Source organism: Mycobacterium sp. MAC_080597_8934, from assembly GCF_000523975.1.
In the GTDB taxonomy this organism is placed as follows: Bacteria; Actinomycetota; Actinomycetes; order Mycobacteriales; family Mycobacteriaceae; genus Mycobacterium; species Mycobacterium avium.
Window position 1 is genome coordinate 97,466 of record NZ_JAOS01000019.1, and the last position, 14,606, is coordinate 112,071.

General features: G+C 69.5%; 14 protein-coding genes. 10 read left to right on the plus strand and 4 right to left on the minus strand.

Translation table 11 applies throughout. The features are described 5' to 3' along the window. The first annotated feature begins 39 nt into the window (after window positions 1–39). Window positions 40–750, plus strand: a complete 711-nt coding sequence (locus NF20_RS09310; RefSeq protein WP_224097632.1) for an ABC transporter permease — start codon at window positions 40–42, stop codon at window positions 748–750. Window positions 751–954: 204 nt separating this feature from the next. After that, on the plus strand, window positions 955–1,908 hold the full coding sequence (locus NF20_RS09315) for a COX15/CtaA family protein (RefSeq protein ID WP_033710640.1): 954 nt from the start codon (window positions 955–957) through the stop codon (window positions 1,906–1,908). On the opposite strand, the gene NF20_RS09320 is transcribed toward NF20_RS09315, so the two are convergent. Beyond that, window positions 1,858–2,496 carry a hypothetical protein gene (locus NF20_RS09320; RefSeq protein WP_033710637.1) on the minus strand — a complete coding sequence of 213 codons (639 nt, stop codon included), beginning with the start codon at window positions 2,494–2,496 and terminating at the stop codon, window positions 1,858–1,860. The genes NF20_RS09315 and NF20_RS09320 overlap by 51 nt on opposite strands. Window positions 2,497–2,515: 19 nt before the next feature. Between NF20_RS09320 and NF20_RS09325 the strand changes: the two genes are divergently transcribed. Beyond that, the gene (locus NF20_RS09325; RefSeq protein WP_019732679.1) at window positions 2,516–3,490 is read left to right on the plus strand and encodes a quinone oxidoreductase family protein; all 975 of its coding nucleotides are present in this window, start codon (window positions 2,516–2,518) and stop codon (window positions 3,488–3,490) included. A gap of 176 nt (window positions 3,491–3,666) precedes the next feature. Here NF20_RS09325 and NF20_RS09330 read toward each other — a convergent pair whose 3' ends face one another. After that, window positions 3,667–4,593, minus strand: coding sequence for a heme o synthase (locus tag NF20_RS09330; RefSeq protein ID WP_033710634.1), 927 nt, complete (start codon window positions 4,591–4,593; stop codon window positions 3,667–3,669). Between the two features lie 256 nt (window positions 4,594–4,849). Here NF20_RS09330 and tkt point away from each other — a divergent pair, with 256 nt between their 5' ends. From tkt to NF20_RS09365, 7 genes are read left to right on the plus strand one after another with little or no spacing between them, the layout of a single operon-like run. Then, window positions 4,850–6,949, plus strand: a complete 2,100-nt coding sequence (gene tkt / locus NF20_RS09335; RefSeq protein WP_011725398.1) for a transketolase — start codon at window positions 4,850–4,852, stop codon at window positions 6,947–6,949. Window positions 6,950–6,965: 16 nt separating this feature from the next. Continuing rightward, window positions 6,966–8,087 carry a transaldolase gene (gene tal, locus NF20_RS09340; RefSeq protein WP_003876069.1) on the plus strand — a complete coding sequence of 374 codons (1,122 nt, stop codon included), beginning with the start codon at window positions 6,966–6,968 and terminating at the stop codon, window positions 8,085–8,087. Beyond that, complete coding sequence (gene zwf / locus NF20_RS09345; RefSeq protein WP_009977591.1) at window positions 8,084–9,628, plus strand: glucose-6-phosphate dehydrogenase; 1,545 nt, start codon at window positions 8,084–8,086, stop codon at window positions 9,626–9,628. Before tal ends, zwf begins: the two co-directional genes overlap by 4 nt. A 28-nt stretch (window positions 9,629–9,656) precedes the next feature. Next, window positions 9,657–10,568, plus strand: a complete 912-nt coding sequence (opcA, locus tag NF20_RS09350; RefSeq protein ID WP_024637748.1) for a glucose-6-phosphate dehydrogenase assembly protein OpcA — start codon at window positions 9,657–9,659, stop codon at window positions 10,566–10,568. Continuing rightward, on the plus strand, window positions 10,565–11,320 hold the full coding sequence (gene pgl, locus NF20_RS09355; protein WP_011725402.1) for a 6-phosphogluconolactonase: 756 nt from the start codon (window positions 10,565–10,567) through the stop codon (window positions 11,318–11,320). Before opcA ends, pgl begins: the two co-directional genes overlap by 4 nt. A 40-nt stretch (window positions 11,321–11,360) precedes the next feature. Next, entirely contained in the window at window positions 11,361–11,759 is a 399-nt protein-coding gene (locus NF20_RS09360) for a hypothetical protein (protein ID WP_003876065.1), read from the plus strand. 18 nt (window positions 11,760–11,777) lie between these two features. After that, on the plus strand, window positions 11,778–12,707 hold the full coding sequence (locus NF20_RS09365; protein WP_023871203.1) for a histone deacetylase family protein: 930 nt from the start codon (window positions 11,778–11,780) through the stop codon (window positions 12,705–12,707). Window position 12,708: 1 nt separating this feature from the next. Here NF20_RS09365 and NF20_RS09370 read toward each other — a convergent pair whose 3' ends face one another. Then, window positions 12,709–13,695: an aldo/keto reductase gene (locus NF20_RS09370; protein WP_011725405.1), complete on the minus strand. Its 987-nt coding sequence runs from the start codon at window positions 13,693–13,695 to the stop codon at window positions 12,709–12,711. A gap of 99 nt (window positions 13,696–13,794) precedes the next feature. Continuing rightward, window positions 13,795–14,574 carry a DUF4239 domain-containing protein gene (locus NF20_RS09375; RefSeq protein ID WP_011725406.1) on the minus strand — a complete coding sequence of 260 codons (780 nt, stop codon included), beginning with the start codon at window positions 14,572–14,574 and terminating at the stop codon, window positions 13,795–13,797. Window positions 14,575–14,606 lie beyond the last annotated feature (32 nt).

A 14,606-nucleotide genomic window follows, 5' to 3' on the forward strand; every position in this document is an offset into this window, starting at 1 on the left:
ACCTTCACCCCCAACCCGCGGCCCAGTGCGGTGCCGAAAATGCTTGCCGCGCAATACGGTTTGGAGCTCAAGCTGTTGCTGCGCAACGGCGAGCAGCTGCTGCTGACCATGTTCATCCCGATCACACTGCTGGTAGGGCTCACCCTGTTGCCGCTGGGCTCGTTCGGCCAGCACCGCGCCGCCACCTTCACCCCGGTCATCATGGCGCTGGCCGTGATCTCCACCGCGTTCACCGGGCAGGCCATCGCGGTGGCCTTCGACCGCCGCTACGGCGCGCTGAAACGCCTTGGGGCGACACCACTTCCCGTGTGGGGCATCATCGCGGGCAAGTCGCTGGCCGTCGTCACGGTGGTGTTCTTGCAGGCAATCCTGTTGGGGGCAATCGGTTTTGCGCTGGGATGGCGGCCGGCGTTGGCCGCGCTGGCGCTGGGTGCGGCGGTGATCGCGCTGGGCACCGCGGTGTTCGCGGCCCTGGGGCTGCTGCTCGGTGGGACGCTGCGGGCCGAGATCGTGCTCGCGCTGGCCAACCTGATGTGGTTCGTCTTCGCCGGCCTGGGCGCGTTGACCGTGGACAGCGGGGTGATCCCGGCCGGCGTCAAATGGGCGGCCCGGTTGACGCCCTCGGGCGCGCTCACCGAGGCGCTCTCCCGGGCGATGACCCTGTCGGCGGACTGGTTCGGGATGGCCGTGCTGGTGGCGTGGGGGGCGCTCGGCGCGCTGGGGGCGCTGCGCTGGTTCCGCTTCACCTGACGGCCCGGGTGCCGCTCGCCCTGGGTGCCCGGGTGCCGCCGGGGCACGACGCGGGGGCCGCCGGGGCACGACGCGGCCCGGGTGCCCGGGGCACGACACGTACATGGTGGCGAAGACACGCCGACACCCGTGTGCGTGGTTTAAAACTCGTGGACCCGGCGGGCTTACTACGGGCTGTAGTTTTCGGTCGCATACCATCGGGCAATGCTCGGACGAACACTGCTGCGGTTGGTGGACCTGCTGCCCAATCCCAGCGTGGGCGTCCAGCGCCTGATCGCCCTGGCCGTCATCCTGACCCAGGGCGGAATCGCCATCACCGGCGCGATCGTCCGCGTCACCGCCTCGGGCCTGGGCTGCCCCACCTGGCCGCAATGCTTCCCGGGCAGCTTCGTCCCGGTGCCGCACGCCGAGGTGCCGCGCATCCACCAGGCCGTCGAATTCGGCAACCGGATGATCACCTTGGCGGTCGTCGTCGCCGCGGCGCTGGCCGTGCTGGCGGTGACCCGGGCGCGGCGACGGCCCGAGGTGCTCGTCTACGCCTGGCTGATGCCGGTGTCCACCGTCGTGCAGGCGGTCATCGGCGGCATCACCGTGCGCACCGGGCTGCTCTGGTGGACGGTGGCCATTCACCTGCTGACCTCGATGACGATGGTGTGGCTGTCGGTGCTGCTGTACGTGAAGATCGGCGAGCCCGACGACGGGGTGGATCAGCCGCGGGTGCCCACCCCGCTGCGGGTGCTCACGGCGCTGTCCGGCGTCAACCTGGCCGCGGTGCTGGTCACCGGCACGCTGGTGACGGCCGCCGGGCCGCACGCCGGTGACCGCAGCCCGACCCGGACGGTGCCGCGGCTCGAGGTGCAGGTCGACACCCTGGTGCACCTGCACTCCTCGCTGCTGGTCGCCTACCTGGCGCTGATCGTCGGGCTGGGTTTCGGGCTGCTGGCCGTGCGCGCCGCGCGGCCCATCCTGCTGCGGCTCGGCGTGCTGCTGGTGCTGCTGTGCGCGCAGGCCGCCGTCGGCACCGCGCAGTACTACACGGGGGTGCCCGCCGCGCTGGTGGCCGTGCACGTGGCGGGGGCGGCCGCGTGCACCGCGGCCACCGCCGCGCTATGGGCGTCGATGCGACAGCGGGCCCAGGCCGAGCCGCTCACAGGCTGACTCGACCGCCAGCGCGAACCGGCGCTGCGCGGCCTCGCGGCCCGGGGTGTCGAGGTGTCGCCAGCCCAGTTCCGGCGCGACCAGGTCCAGCCGCACCAGCCGGTCCCCGGCCAGGTCGGCGCGCGCGAACAGCACCTCCGGCACGCCGATCCCGGTGTGGTCGGCGGCCACGGCGAGCGCGGCGTGGCCGAGGTCCCAGGACTCGAATTCCGGCTCGGCCGGCCAGGCGTGCGACTGCGCGCCGCCCAGGAAGATCAACGATGTCTCGGGCTGAGCGCCCGGCCGCGTCGGCACACCGCCGTCGCGCAGGTCGCGCAGATAATGCGCGTCAAGGTTCCACGCCAGCGCCGCGGGCGGGTTGAGCACGTGGCGCGGGCGGCCGGTCCAGGCCAGGAACTCATCGCGCCGCGCGGCATCCGGGCCGGCCCGCACGATCACCAGGTCGGCGTGCAGCGTCTCGGGGTCCTCCCAGGGCAGCCGGCGCGCGTGCAGGCCACGCCGGCGCAGCGCGGACACCAGCCCGGGATCGTCGCGGCGACCCGCCAGCACGATGCGGGGATGGAAGACGTCCGGACGGGCGAGTTTCATGCCCGGGCATGATAAGCACATGCACGCAATCGAAGTCAGCGAAACCGGCGGCCCCGAGGTGCTGCGCTACGTCGAAACCCCCACACCCACGGCCGGGCCGGGGCAGGTGCTGATCAAGGCCGAGGCCATCGGCGTCAACTACATCGACACCTATTTCCGCTCCGGGCAGTACCCGCGCGAGCTGCCGTTCATCATCGGCCAGGAACTGTGCGGTACCGTCGCCGCCGCCGGTGACGGCGTCGACGGCTTCAACGTCGGGGACCGGGTGGTCAGTGCCGCGGCGACGGGCGGCTACGCCGAATATGCAACGGCCCCAGCGTCTTTGACCGCACACGTGCCGGACGAGGTGGCCGCCGACGTGGCGGCCTCGGCGCTGCTGAAGGGGCTGACCGCGCACTACCTGCTGAAGTCGGTGTATCCGGTGCAGGCCGGCGACACGGTGCTGGTGCACGCCGGCGCCGGCGGGGTCGGGCTGATCCTGACGCAGTGGGCGCACCTGCTGGGCGCGCGGGTGATCACCACGGTGTCGACGCCGGAGAAGGCGCGCCGGTCGGCGCAGGCGGGTGCCGACGAGGTGCTCTCCTACCCCGACGACGCCGACGAATTCGGCAGCCGGATCCGCGCGTTGACCGAAGGCGCCGGGGTGGCCGCGGTGTACGACGGCGTGGGCGCGAGCACGTTCGACGCCAGCCTGGCCAGCCTGGCGGTGCGGGGCACCCTGGCGCTGTTCGGGGCGGCCAGCGGCCCGGTTCCGCCGTTCGATCCGCAACGCCTCAACGCCGCCGGCTCGGTGTTCCTGACCCGGCCGTCGCTGGCGCACTTCATCCGCACCGGCCAGGAATTCAGTTGGCGCGCAGAGGAATTGTTCGCGGCGATCGCCGCCGGCGACATCACCGTCGAAGTGGGCGGACGCTATCCGTTGGCCGACGCGGCCCGCGCCCACCGCGACCTGCAGGGCCGCAAAACCACCGGCTCGATCGTGCTGCTCCCCTAGGCATTTCACTCAGGCCACATGGGCCACGGCGCGAGGACGATGGACGAAGTGCCCGCCTTTGAGCGACAACCGTTGAGGCGAGCCGATTGTCGCTGCGAGGCGGGCACACGCGGTCCACTTCCGCGCAGCGACGGGCGTGACGGATGTGACGCGGGACCGGGCCCGGCGCCAGCAGCTCACAGCAGCGTCGGCAGCCCGATCGCCGAGTCGATCGCCAGCGCGCAGAACACCACCGCCAGGTAGTTGTTCGACTGCAGGAACAACCGCAGCGGCTTGACCGGCTCGCCGGCGCGCACCCCGGCATAGAGCTGGTGGGCCATCGCCAGGAACCACACCCCGGCCACCACGGCGACCGCCGCGTACAGCCAGCCCGTGGCCAGCGCCAGCGCCAGCGTGGCCAGCACCGTCAGCCAGGTGTAGACCAGGATCTGCTTGGTCACCTGACGCTCGGTCGCCACGGCCGGCAGCATCGGGACACCCGCCGCCTTGTAGTCGTCCTTGTACCGCATCGCCAGCGCCCAGGTATGCGGCGGCGTCCAGAAGAAGATGATGGCGAACATCACCAGCGCCGGCCACTGAATCGTGCCGGTGACCGCCGACCAGCCGATCATCACCGGCATGCAGCCGGCCGCGCCGCCCCACACCACGTTCTGCGAGGTGCGTCGCTTGAGCAGCAGTGTGTAAATGAACACGTAAAACGCGATCGTCGCCAGCGCCAGCAGCCCCGACAGCAGGTTCGTCGTCCACCACAGCCACAAGAACGAGCCGGCCGTCAGCACCAGCCCGAACACCAGGGCGTTGCGGGTGGGCACCGCCGCCCGGGCCAGCGGCCGGCGTGCGGTGCGCTTCATCACCTTGTCGATATCCGCGTCGGCCACGCAGTTCAGCGCGTTGGCGCCGCCCGCGGCCAGCATCCCGCCGATCAGCGTGTTGACGATCAACAGCGGGTTCACGGTGCCGCGCTGGGCGAGCAGCATCGCCGGAATCGCGGTCACCAGCAGTAGTTCGATGACCCGCGGCTTGGTCAGCGCCAGATACGCCAGCACGGTGCCTGGTATCCGGCTTGGCGTTTGGCTCGGCGCGACGCGCCCGCGAACGCTCACGCAATAACTCCTTGGGGTCGCAGCGGCGCGCAGCATCTACTACACACGATGGTAGACCGGGTGGCGGCGATGCCGGGCCCGTGGGTCCCTTCCCGGCCGACTTTTCCCGGATTCCCGAACTGAATGTTAAGGCCTGACGACGGGCGCGTAATTTTCACTCCTACCGGCCGCGGGTACCCGAAAACCTGCACTGCACCAGCCGGCCCTCCCGCACTAGGGTGGGATTGATCAGCTCGATGACCCAAGGACTGAGTCTGTGACGACACTTGAAGAGATCTCTGCGCTGACCCAACCGCACCTTCCCGACGACTGGTCCGAGCTGGACTCGGCCGCCGTCGACACCATTCGGGTGCTGGCCGCCGACGCGGTGCAAAAGGTGGGCAACGGACATCCCGGGACGGCGATGAGCCTGGCTCCCCTGGCCTACACGCTGTTTCAGCGGGTGATGCGGCACGACCCCAGCGACACCCACTGGCTGGGCCGGGACCGGTTCGTGCTGTCAGCCGGGCACAGCAGCCTGACGCTGTACCTGCAGCTGTACCTGGGTGGCTTCGGTCTGGAGCTGTCCGACATCGAGTCGCTGCGCACCTGGGGCTCCAAGACGCCCGGGCACCCGGAGTTCCGGCACACCAAGGGTGTGGAGATCACCACCGGCCCGCTGGGCCAGGGCCTGGCCTCCGCGGTGGGCATGGCGATGGCCTCCCGCTACGAGCGCGGGCTGTTCGACCCGGACGCCGCCGCCGGCACCAGCCCGTTCGACCACTTCATCTACGTGATCGCCTCCGACGGCGACATCGAGGAGGGCGTCACGTCGGAGGCCTCGTCGCTGGCGGCCGTGCAGCAACTGGGCAATCTGATCGTGTTCTACGACCACAACCAGATCTCCATCGAGGACGACACCAACATCGCCCTGTGCGAGGACACCGCCGCCCGCTACGAGGCCTACGGCTGGCACGTGCAGCGCGTCGAGGGTGGCGAGAACGTCGTCGCCATCGAGGAGGCCATCGCCGCCGCCAAGGCCGTCACCGACCGGCCGTCGTTCATCGAGCTGCGCACCATCATCGGCTATCCGGCGCCCAACGCGATGAACACCGGCAAGGCGCACGGCGCGGCGCTGGGCGAGGAGGAGGTGGCCGCGGTCAAGAAGATCCTCGGCTTCGACCCGGACAAGACGTTCCAGGTGCGCGACAAGGTGATCGCCCACACCCGCAAGCTGGTCGACCGCGGCCGGGAGGCACACCAGAAGTGGCAGACCGATTTCGACGCCTGGGCGCAGCGCGAGCCCGAGCGCAAGGCGCTGCTGGAGCGGTTGACGGCCGAGAAGCTGCCCGACGGGTGGGACGCCGACCTGCCGCACTGGGAGCCGGGCTCCGACGCGATCGCCACCCGCAAGGCCTCCGGCGCGGTGCTCAACGCCGTGGCGCCGAAACTGCCCGAGCTCTGGGGCGGCTCGGCCGACCTGGCCGAGAGCAACCTCACCACCATCAACAACGCGGATTCCTTTGGGCCCCCGTCGATTTCCACCAAGGAGTTCACCGCCTCCTGGTATGGCCGGGTGCTGCATTTCGGTGTCCGCGAACACGCCATGGGGGCGATCCTGTCCGGCATCGTGCTGCACGGCCCGACCCGCGCCTACGGCGGCACCTTCCTGCAGTTCTCGGACTACATGCGTCCGGCGGTGCGGCTGGCCTCGCTGATGGACATCGACACCATCTACGTGTGGACGCACGATTCCATCGGGCTGGGTGAGGACGGGCCGACGCACCAGCCGATCGAGCACCTGGCGGCGTTGCGCGCCATCCCCAAGCTGTCGGTGGTGCGTCCGGCCGACGCCAACGAGACCGCCTACGCCTGGCGCACCATCCTGGCCCGCGGCAACGGCAGCGGCCCGGTCGGATTGGTCCTGACCCGCCAGGGCCTGCCGGTGCTCGAGGGCACCGACGCCGACGGTGTCGCCCGGGGCGGCTACATCCTGGGCTCGGACGGCGAGGAGGCCGGCCAGGAGCCCGACGTCATCCTGATCGCCACCGGCTCGGAGGTACAGCTGGCCGTCGAGGCGCAGAAGTTGTTGGCGGACAAGGACATTGTGGCGCGGGTGGTGTCCATGCCGTGCGTGGAATGGTTCGAGTCCCAGCCCGACGACTACCGCGACAGTGTGCTGCCGCCGTCGGTGTCGGCCCGGGTGGCCGTCGAGGCCGGGGTGGCGCAGAGCTGGCACAAGCTGGTCGGCGACACCGGGAAGATCATCTCGATCGAGCACTACGGCGAATCCGCCGACTACAAAACGTTGTTCCGTGAATTCGGCTTCACTGCCGAAGCCGTCGCTGCCGCCGCGGAAGAAGTCGTGGACAACTGAGGAAAGGGTAATTCACATGACCGCTCAGAACCCTAACCTCGCGGCACTGAGCGCCGCGGGGGTTTCCGTGTGGCTGGACGACCTGTCCCGGGACCGGCTGCGGTCGGGCAACCTGCAAGAGCTGATCGACACCAAATGCGTTGTCGGCGTGACCACCAACCCGTCGATCTTCCAGAAGGCGTTCGCCGAGGGCCACGCCTACGACAGCCAGATCGCCGAACTGGCCGCGCGGGGCGCCGACGTCGACGCCACCATCCGCACGGTCACCACGGACGACGTGCGCAACGCCTGCGACGTGTTGACCCGCGAGTGGGAGAACTCCGACGGTGTCGACGGCCGGGTGTCCATCGAGGTGGACCCGCGGCTGGCCGGCGACACCGACAAGACCATCGCCCAGGCCGTCGAGTTGTGGAAGATCGTCGACCGGCCCAACCTGTTCATCAAGATCCCGGCGACCCAGGCCGGGCTGCCGGCCATCACCGCCGTTCTGGCCGAAGGGATTTCGGTCAACGTCACGCTGATCTTCTCCGTCGAGCGGTACCGCGCCGTGATGGACGCCTACCTTGCCGGCATGGAGAAGGCGCGCGAAGCCGGCCACGACCTGTCCAAGATCCATTCGGTGGCTTCGTTTTTCGTGTCCCGGGTGGACACCGAGATCGACAAGCGGCTGGAGAAGATCGGCGGCGAGCGGGCGCTGGCGCTGCGCGGGCAGGCCGGCGTGGCCAACGCCCGGCTGGCCTACGCGGCCTACCAGGAGGTGTTCGAGGGCGGCCAGCGCTACCAGGCGCTCAAGGCCGACGGGGCCCGCGTGCAGCGCCCGCTGTGGGCGTCGACGGGGGTGAAGAACCCGGACTACTCCGACACCCTCTACGTCACCGAACTGGTCGCTCCCAACACGGTGAACACCATGCCGGAGAAGACGATTGACGCGGTCGCCGATCACGGCGTGATCCGCGGCGACACCGTCACCGGCACCGGTCCGGACGCCCAGCGGGTGTTCGACGAACTGGCCGCGGTCGGCGTCGACCTGCCGGACGTCTTCGTGGTGCTGGAGAACGAGGGCGTGGAGAAGTTCGTGGATTCCTGGACCGAGCTGATGGAGGAAACGCAGAAGCAGCTGGGCTCCGCCTCCAAATGAGCCCGGCTCGCACCGCGCAGCAATGGCATAACCCGTTACGCGACAAGCGCGACAAGCGGCTCCCGCGCATCGCCGGGCCGTGCGGAATGGTGATCTTCGGCGTCACCGGCGATCTGGCCCGCAAGAAGGTCATGCCCGCCATCTACGACCTGGCCAACCGCGGGCTGCTGCCGCCCAGCTTCTCGCTGGTCGGCTTCGCCCGAAGGGATTGGAGCACCCAGGATTTCGGCAAGGTGGTATACGAGGCCGTCAAGGAGCACTGCCGCACCCCGTTCCGGCAGGAGAACTGGGATCGGCTGGCCGAGGGATTCCGTTTCGTGCCAGGCGCTTTCGACGACGACGAGGCGTTCGGCCGGCTCGCCGAGACGCTGGACAAACTCGACGCCGAGCGGGGCACCGGCGGTAATCACGCCTTCTACCTGGCCATCCCGCCCAAGTCCTTCCCCGTCGTGTGCGAACAACTGCACAAGTCCGGGCTGGCCCGCCCGCAGGGCGACCGCTGGAGCCGAGTTGTCATCGAGAAGCCGTTCGGCCACGACTTGGAGAGCGCGCAGAGCCTGAACAAGGCCGTCAACGCCGTCTTTCCCGAGGAGTCGGTCTTCCGCATCGACCACTACCTGGGCAAGGAGACGGTCCGCAACATCCTGGCGCTGCGGTTCGCCAACCAGTTGTTCGACCCGATCTGGAACTCGCACTACGTCGACCACGTGCAGATCACCATGGCCGAGGACATCGGCTTGGGCGGGCGGGCCGGCTACTACGACGGCATCGGCGCCGCGCGCGACGTCATCCAGAACCACCTGATGCAGCTGCTGGCGCTGACCGCGATGGAAGAGCCGGTCAGCTTCAGCCCGTTGGCGCTGCAGGCCGAGAAGATCAAGGTGCTCTCGGCCACCCACCTCGCCCACCCGCTCGACGAGACCACCAGCCGCGGCCAGTACACCGCGGGCTGGCAGGGCGGCGAGAAGGTGGTCGGGCTGCTCGACGAGGAGGGCTTCGCCAAGGACTCGATCACCGAGACGTTCGCCGCCATCACCCTCGAGGTGGACACCCGCCGCTGGGCCGGGGTGCCGTTCTACCTGCGGACCGGAAAACGCTTGGGCCGCAGGGTGACCGAGATAGCCCTGGTGTTCAAACGCGCGCCGCATCTGCCGTTCGACGCGACGATGACCGATGAGCTGGGCGCCAACGCCATGGTGATCCGGGTGCAGCCCGACGAGGGTGTCACGCTGCGGTTCGGTTCCAAGGTGCCGGGCACCGCGATGGAGGTCCGCGACGTCAACATGGACTTCTCCTACGGGTCGGCGTTCGCCGAGGAATCACCGGAGGCCTACGAGCAGTTGATCCTCGACGTGCTGCTGGGTGAGCCGTCCCTGTTCCCGGTCAACGCCGAAGTCGAATTGGCTTGGCACATCCTCGATCCCGTGCTCGACAACTGGGCGAGCGGCGGCAGGCCCGAGCCCTACGAGGCCGGCACCTGGGGCCCGGATTCGGCGTTCGAGATGCTGCACCGGACGGGCCGCGAATGGCGGCGGCCATGATACGCAGCGATGAAAAGGAGTGGCGCAATTGATCATTGACATGCCGGACGCCACTACCACCGCGGTCAACAAGAAGCTGAACGAACTGCGGGAAAGGGTCGGCGCCGTCGCCATGGGTCGGGTGCTGACCCTGATCATCACTCCCGACAGCGAGGAGATCCTCGAGGAGTCGCTGAAGGCGGCCAACGACGCCAGCCATGAACACCCCAGCCGGATCATCGTCACGCTGCGGGGCAACCCGTACGCCGACAAACCCCGCCTGGACGCGCAGCTGCGCGCCGGCGGCGACACCGGGGCCAGCGAGGTGGTGGTGCTGTGGCTGTCCGGGGCGCTGTCCGGGCACGCCGCCAGCGTGGTCACCCCGTTCCTGCTGCCCGACATCCCGGTGGTGGTCTGGTGGCCGGACGTGGCGCCCGCGGTTCCCGCGCAGGATCCGTTGGGCCGGTTGGCGATTCGCCGCATCACGGACGCGACCAACGGGGTCGACCCGCTGGCGGCGATCAAGAGCCGGCTGCCCGGCTACACCGCGGGCGACACCGATCTGGCCTGGGCACGCATCACCTATTGGCGGGCGTTGCTGGCCGCGGCCGTCGACTTGGCGCCGCACGAGCCGATCGAATCGGCGCTGGTGTCGGGTTTGAAGACCGAGCCGGCGCTCGACGTCCTGGCCGGCTGGCTGGCCAGCCGCATCGACGGCCCGGTGCGCCGGGCGGTGGGCGAGCTCAAGGTCGAACTGGCGCGCAGCAGCGAAACCATCGTGTTGAGCCGCCCGCAGGAGGGCCGCACCGCCACGCTGAGCCGCACGTCCCGCCCGGATGCCCTACTTCCGTTGGCGCGCAGGGAAACCGGCGAGTGTCTGGCCGAAGACCTGCGCCGGCTGGACGCCGACGAGATTTATCAATCAGCGCTGGAAGGCATCGAGAAAGTGCAATACGTGTGAGCACCCGCATCGAAATTTTCCCGGACAGCCAGGCCCTGGTCACCGCCGCCGCGGCGCGACTGGTCGACACCATCGCCGACGCCGTGGCGGCCCGGGGCCGGGCGCTGATCGTGCTGACCGGCGGCGGCAACGGCATCGGGCTGCTGAAGTCGCTGGCGGGGCGGCCGATCGACTGGTCGGCCGTGCACCTGTTCTGGGGCGACGAACGCTACGTTCCCGAGGACGACGACGAGCGCAACGAGAAGCAGGCGCGTGAGGCGCTGCTGTCCCATGTCGACATTCCGTCCAGCCAGGTGCACCCGATGCCGGCCAGCGACGGCGAATTCGGCAGCGACCTGGCCGCGGCGGCGCTGGCCTACGAGCAGCTGCTGGCCGCCAACGCCGCGCCCGGGCAGCCGGTCCCGAATTTCGATGTGCACCTGCTCGGCATGGGCCCGGAAGGCCACATCAATTCGCTGTTCCCGGACACCCCCGCGGTGCTGGAGACCACCCGCATGGTGGTGCCGGTCGAGGACTCCCCCAAGCCGCCCCCACAGCGAATCACGTTGACGCTGCCCGCGATTGCGCGCTCCCGCGAGGTGTGGCTGATGGTGTCGGGCGCCGGCAAGGCCGACGCGGTGGCCGCGGCCATCAACGGCGCCGCCCCGGTCTCGGTGCCCGCGGCCGGGGCGGTCGGGCTGGACACCACGCTGTGGCTGCTCGACCGGGAGGCCGCCGCCAAGCTGCCGCCGGGCACTGCCGTCCAGGGCTAGCCGCACCGTCGGGGCCTGCCGCGGCCCGGGGCGGGTGATAATGACGGGCATGGCAGACAGAACCGTGCGCGGGGGCCAAGAGCGAAGCCGGATCAAGACGCTCACCCAGGCCGCGCTGAACGCCGACAAAACGGTCGAGCAGGTCGAAGACGTCCTCGACGGTTTGAGCAGCACGCTCAAGGAGCTCAGCAGTTCCCTCGCGGCGCTGAACGCCACGGTGGAGCGGATGGAGACCGGCCTGGACCACCTGGACGGCACGCTGGCCAGCCTGGATGATCTGGCCAAGCGGCTGATCGTGCTGGTCGAGCCGGTGGAGGCGATCGTCGCGCGGGTCGACGACTTGGTGAAGGTGGGCGAGACGGTGATGTCGCCGCTGTCGGTCACCGAGCACGCGGTGCGCGGCCTGGTGGATCGGCTGCGCAACCGGACCGCACAGTAGCCGCCCGGCGGAACCTCGATGGCCACCCTGCTGCTGCACCATCCCGACTTCGCCGCCCACCGGACCGCACCCGGCCATCCGGAGCGCCCGGATCGGTACCGCGCCGTGGCGGCCGCGCTGAGCCGGCCCGGGTTCGACGCGCTGGTGCGCGAGACGGCCGAGCCGGCCGAGTTGGCGACCACGCGCTACGTGCATTCCAACCGCTACGTCGACGCGCTGGAAGCGGCGCGGCCGCAACACGGTTACGTCTACCTCGACGGCGGCGACACCATGATGGAGCCCTCGACCTGGGAGACGGCGCTGCGCGGGGTGGGCGCCACGCTGCAGGCCGTGGACCGGGTGCTGGCCGGTGACGTGCAGAACGCGTTCGTGGCGTGCCGTCCGCCGGGGCATCACGCCGAAACCGAACGGGCCATGGGCTTCTGCTTGTTCAACAACATCAGCATCGGCGCGCGGCACGCCCAGCGCAAGCACGGGCTGATGCGGGTGGCCATCGTCGACTTCGACGTCCACCACGGCAACGGCACGCAGCAGATCTTCTACTCCGATCCCAGCGTGCTGTACGCGTCCACCCACCAGATGCCGCTGTTTCCCGGCACCGGCGCGGCGGCGGAAACCGGGGTGGGCAACATCTTCAACTCTCCGCTGGCACCCGGGGACGGCGGCGCCGAATTGCGGGCCGCCTTCACCGATCGGATTGTGCCTGCGCTGCAAGCCTTCTCACCCGAGTTGATCATCGTGTCCGCCGGCTTCGACGCCCACGAACGCGATCCGCTCGGCTCACTGACCATGACGACCGACGACTTCGGCTGGGTCACAAGGGAATTGATGAAGTCGGCGGAAAAGCTCTGCGACGGCCGGCTGGTGGCGGTGCTGGAAGGCGGTTATGACCTGCAGGCCCTTGCCGATTCCGTCACCGCGCATGTCGGTGAGCTGCTGAAGGGCTGACTCAGCTCGCCTTCTGGTGCATCTCGGGATAGGGCCCGCCGACCGGTGTCGCCGCCGCCAGGACGTTGTCGACGGCGGCCAGGTCGGCATCCGACAGCGTGACGTCGGCCGCGCGGGCGCTCTCCTGCAGGTAGTGCAGGTGCTGGGCGCCCACGATGGCGACGTGCACACCCGGCTGCGCCAGCACCCGCGCGATCGCCAGCTGGCTGATCGTCACCCCCAGGTCGGACGCCAATTCCTGAAGCTGCGCAACGACTTCCAGGTTGCGCAGGAAGCCGTCACCGCTGAAGATGTCGCTCTTGGCGCGCCAATCCTGCGGGGCGAACCGGGTGTCCGGCTTGACCGTCCCGGTCAGCAAACCGTGCGCCAGCGGGCCGTACACCATCACCCCGATGTCGTGCTCGCGGGCATACGGCAGCAGCGTGTCCTCGATGTCACGCCGGAACAGGTGATACGGCGGCTGCACGACCTCCACCGGCAGCGTGGCCGAAAACTCCTCCACCTGAGCGGTGTCGTAGTTGGACACCCCGACATGCCGAATCTTGCCCTCCGACACCAATTCCGCGAGCGCCCCGGCGGTTTCGGCGGCCGGCATCCGGGGGTCGGGCCAGTGCACCAGGTACACGTCGATGTGGTCGATGCCCAGCGCGGTCAGGCTGGACTCCACGCCCTTGCGCAGCCATTGCGGGCTGGCATCGCGGACCAGTCCGCTGTCGGTGGCGCGCAATCCACCCTTGGTGGCGATCACCACCTCGTCGCGTGCGCGGGCGAGGTCGTCGCGCAAAGCCTTGCCCAGCAGGCGTTCAGACGCCCCGAAGCCGTACTGCTGGGCGGTGTCGAAGAAGTTGATCCCGAGGTCGCGGGCGCTGCGGATCATGGTGATCGCGGCGTCCTCGTCGGCATGGCCCCAGTCACTGCAGAACTCCCAGGTGCCGAACGCCAACCGGGAAACCTCGAGCCCCGTCTTGCCGAATGTGATGGTCTTCAAATGCCAACCTCCCCCGTTGGTGTAGGCGCCCCCGGCACGCGGGCGGCGCGGCCAACTCAACCATAACGACGCCGCAGCGCGGTGACGCAACGCCAACGCTCAGCGCGGGAAGTAGCGGCTGTCGTTGTCGACGGCGTCGAAAATGTCCAGGGCGTGCTGGAACGGCCCGGACGTGATGCGCTGATCGGTGGCATACGAGTGGTCGAGTTCGAACACGGTGCACAGCAGCAGCGCAAGCAGCACCGCGACGGTGCCGGACACCACGACGTGGCCGACGGTGCTGCCCAGCCGCAGGAAACCGGTGAAGGCGACCAGCACCACCGCGCCGAAGATCAGGCCCGCCCACAGCAGCGGGGGTATGCGCGGTTTGGTGCCGACGATCCGCTCGTTGCGGTCGGATGCCAGCTCGCTCAGCTGGTTGAGGAATTGCTGATTGATCGGCCGGGCGGCGATGTTGGGCTGCTGGCGACCGACGGTGCGATACATCCGGGTGATCGCGGCGCGGGCGCCCTCGTTGCGCTGCTTGTTCCACTCCGGACCGGCCACCGCGCCGGCGTATTTGCGCAGCAGCTCCTGGATTTCGGTGCGTTCCGGTTCCGGCATGGCCACGCTCTGGCGGTACATGGTGGTCAGCGCCGACGCCTCGGCGGACACCACGACCTGGGTGGACGAGAAGTGCTCCCAGGTGGCCACCACGGTGAAGCCCAGCAGCGCACCGTAGACGAACCCGACGACGGTGAGAAACGACGCGATCGCCGGGTTCTGTTGCCGGCCGTGCAGCAGCCGGCGCCCCAGCCAGATGGCACCCACCGCGACCGCGATCGCGGCGGCGACCGCGCACACCAGCAGCAGCCACAGGGGAAGGCCGGGTCCGCTCACGGGTCTCCTTGGTCGAGGTCGCGTCGGCTCAG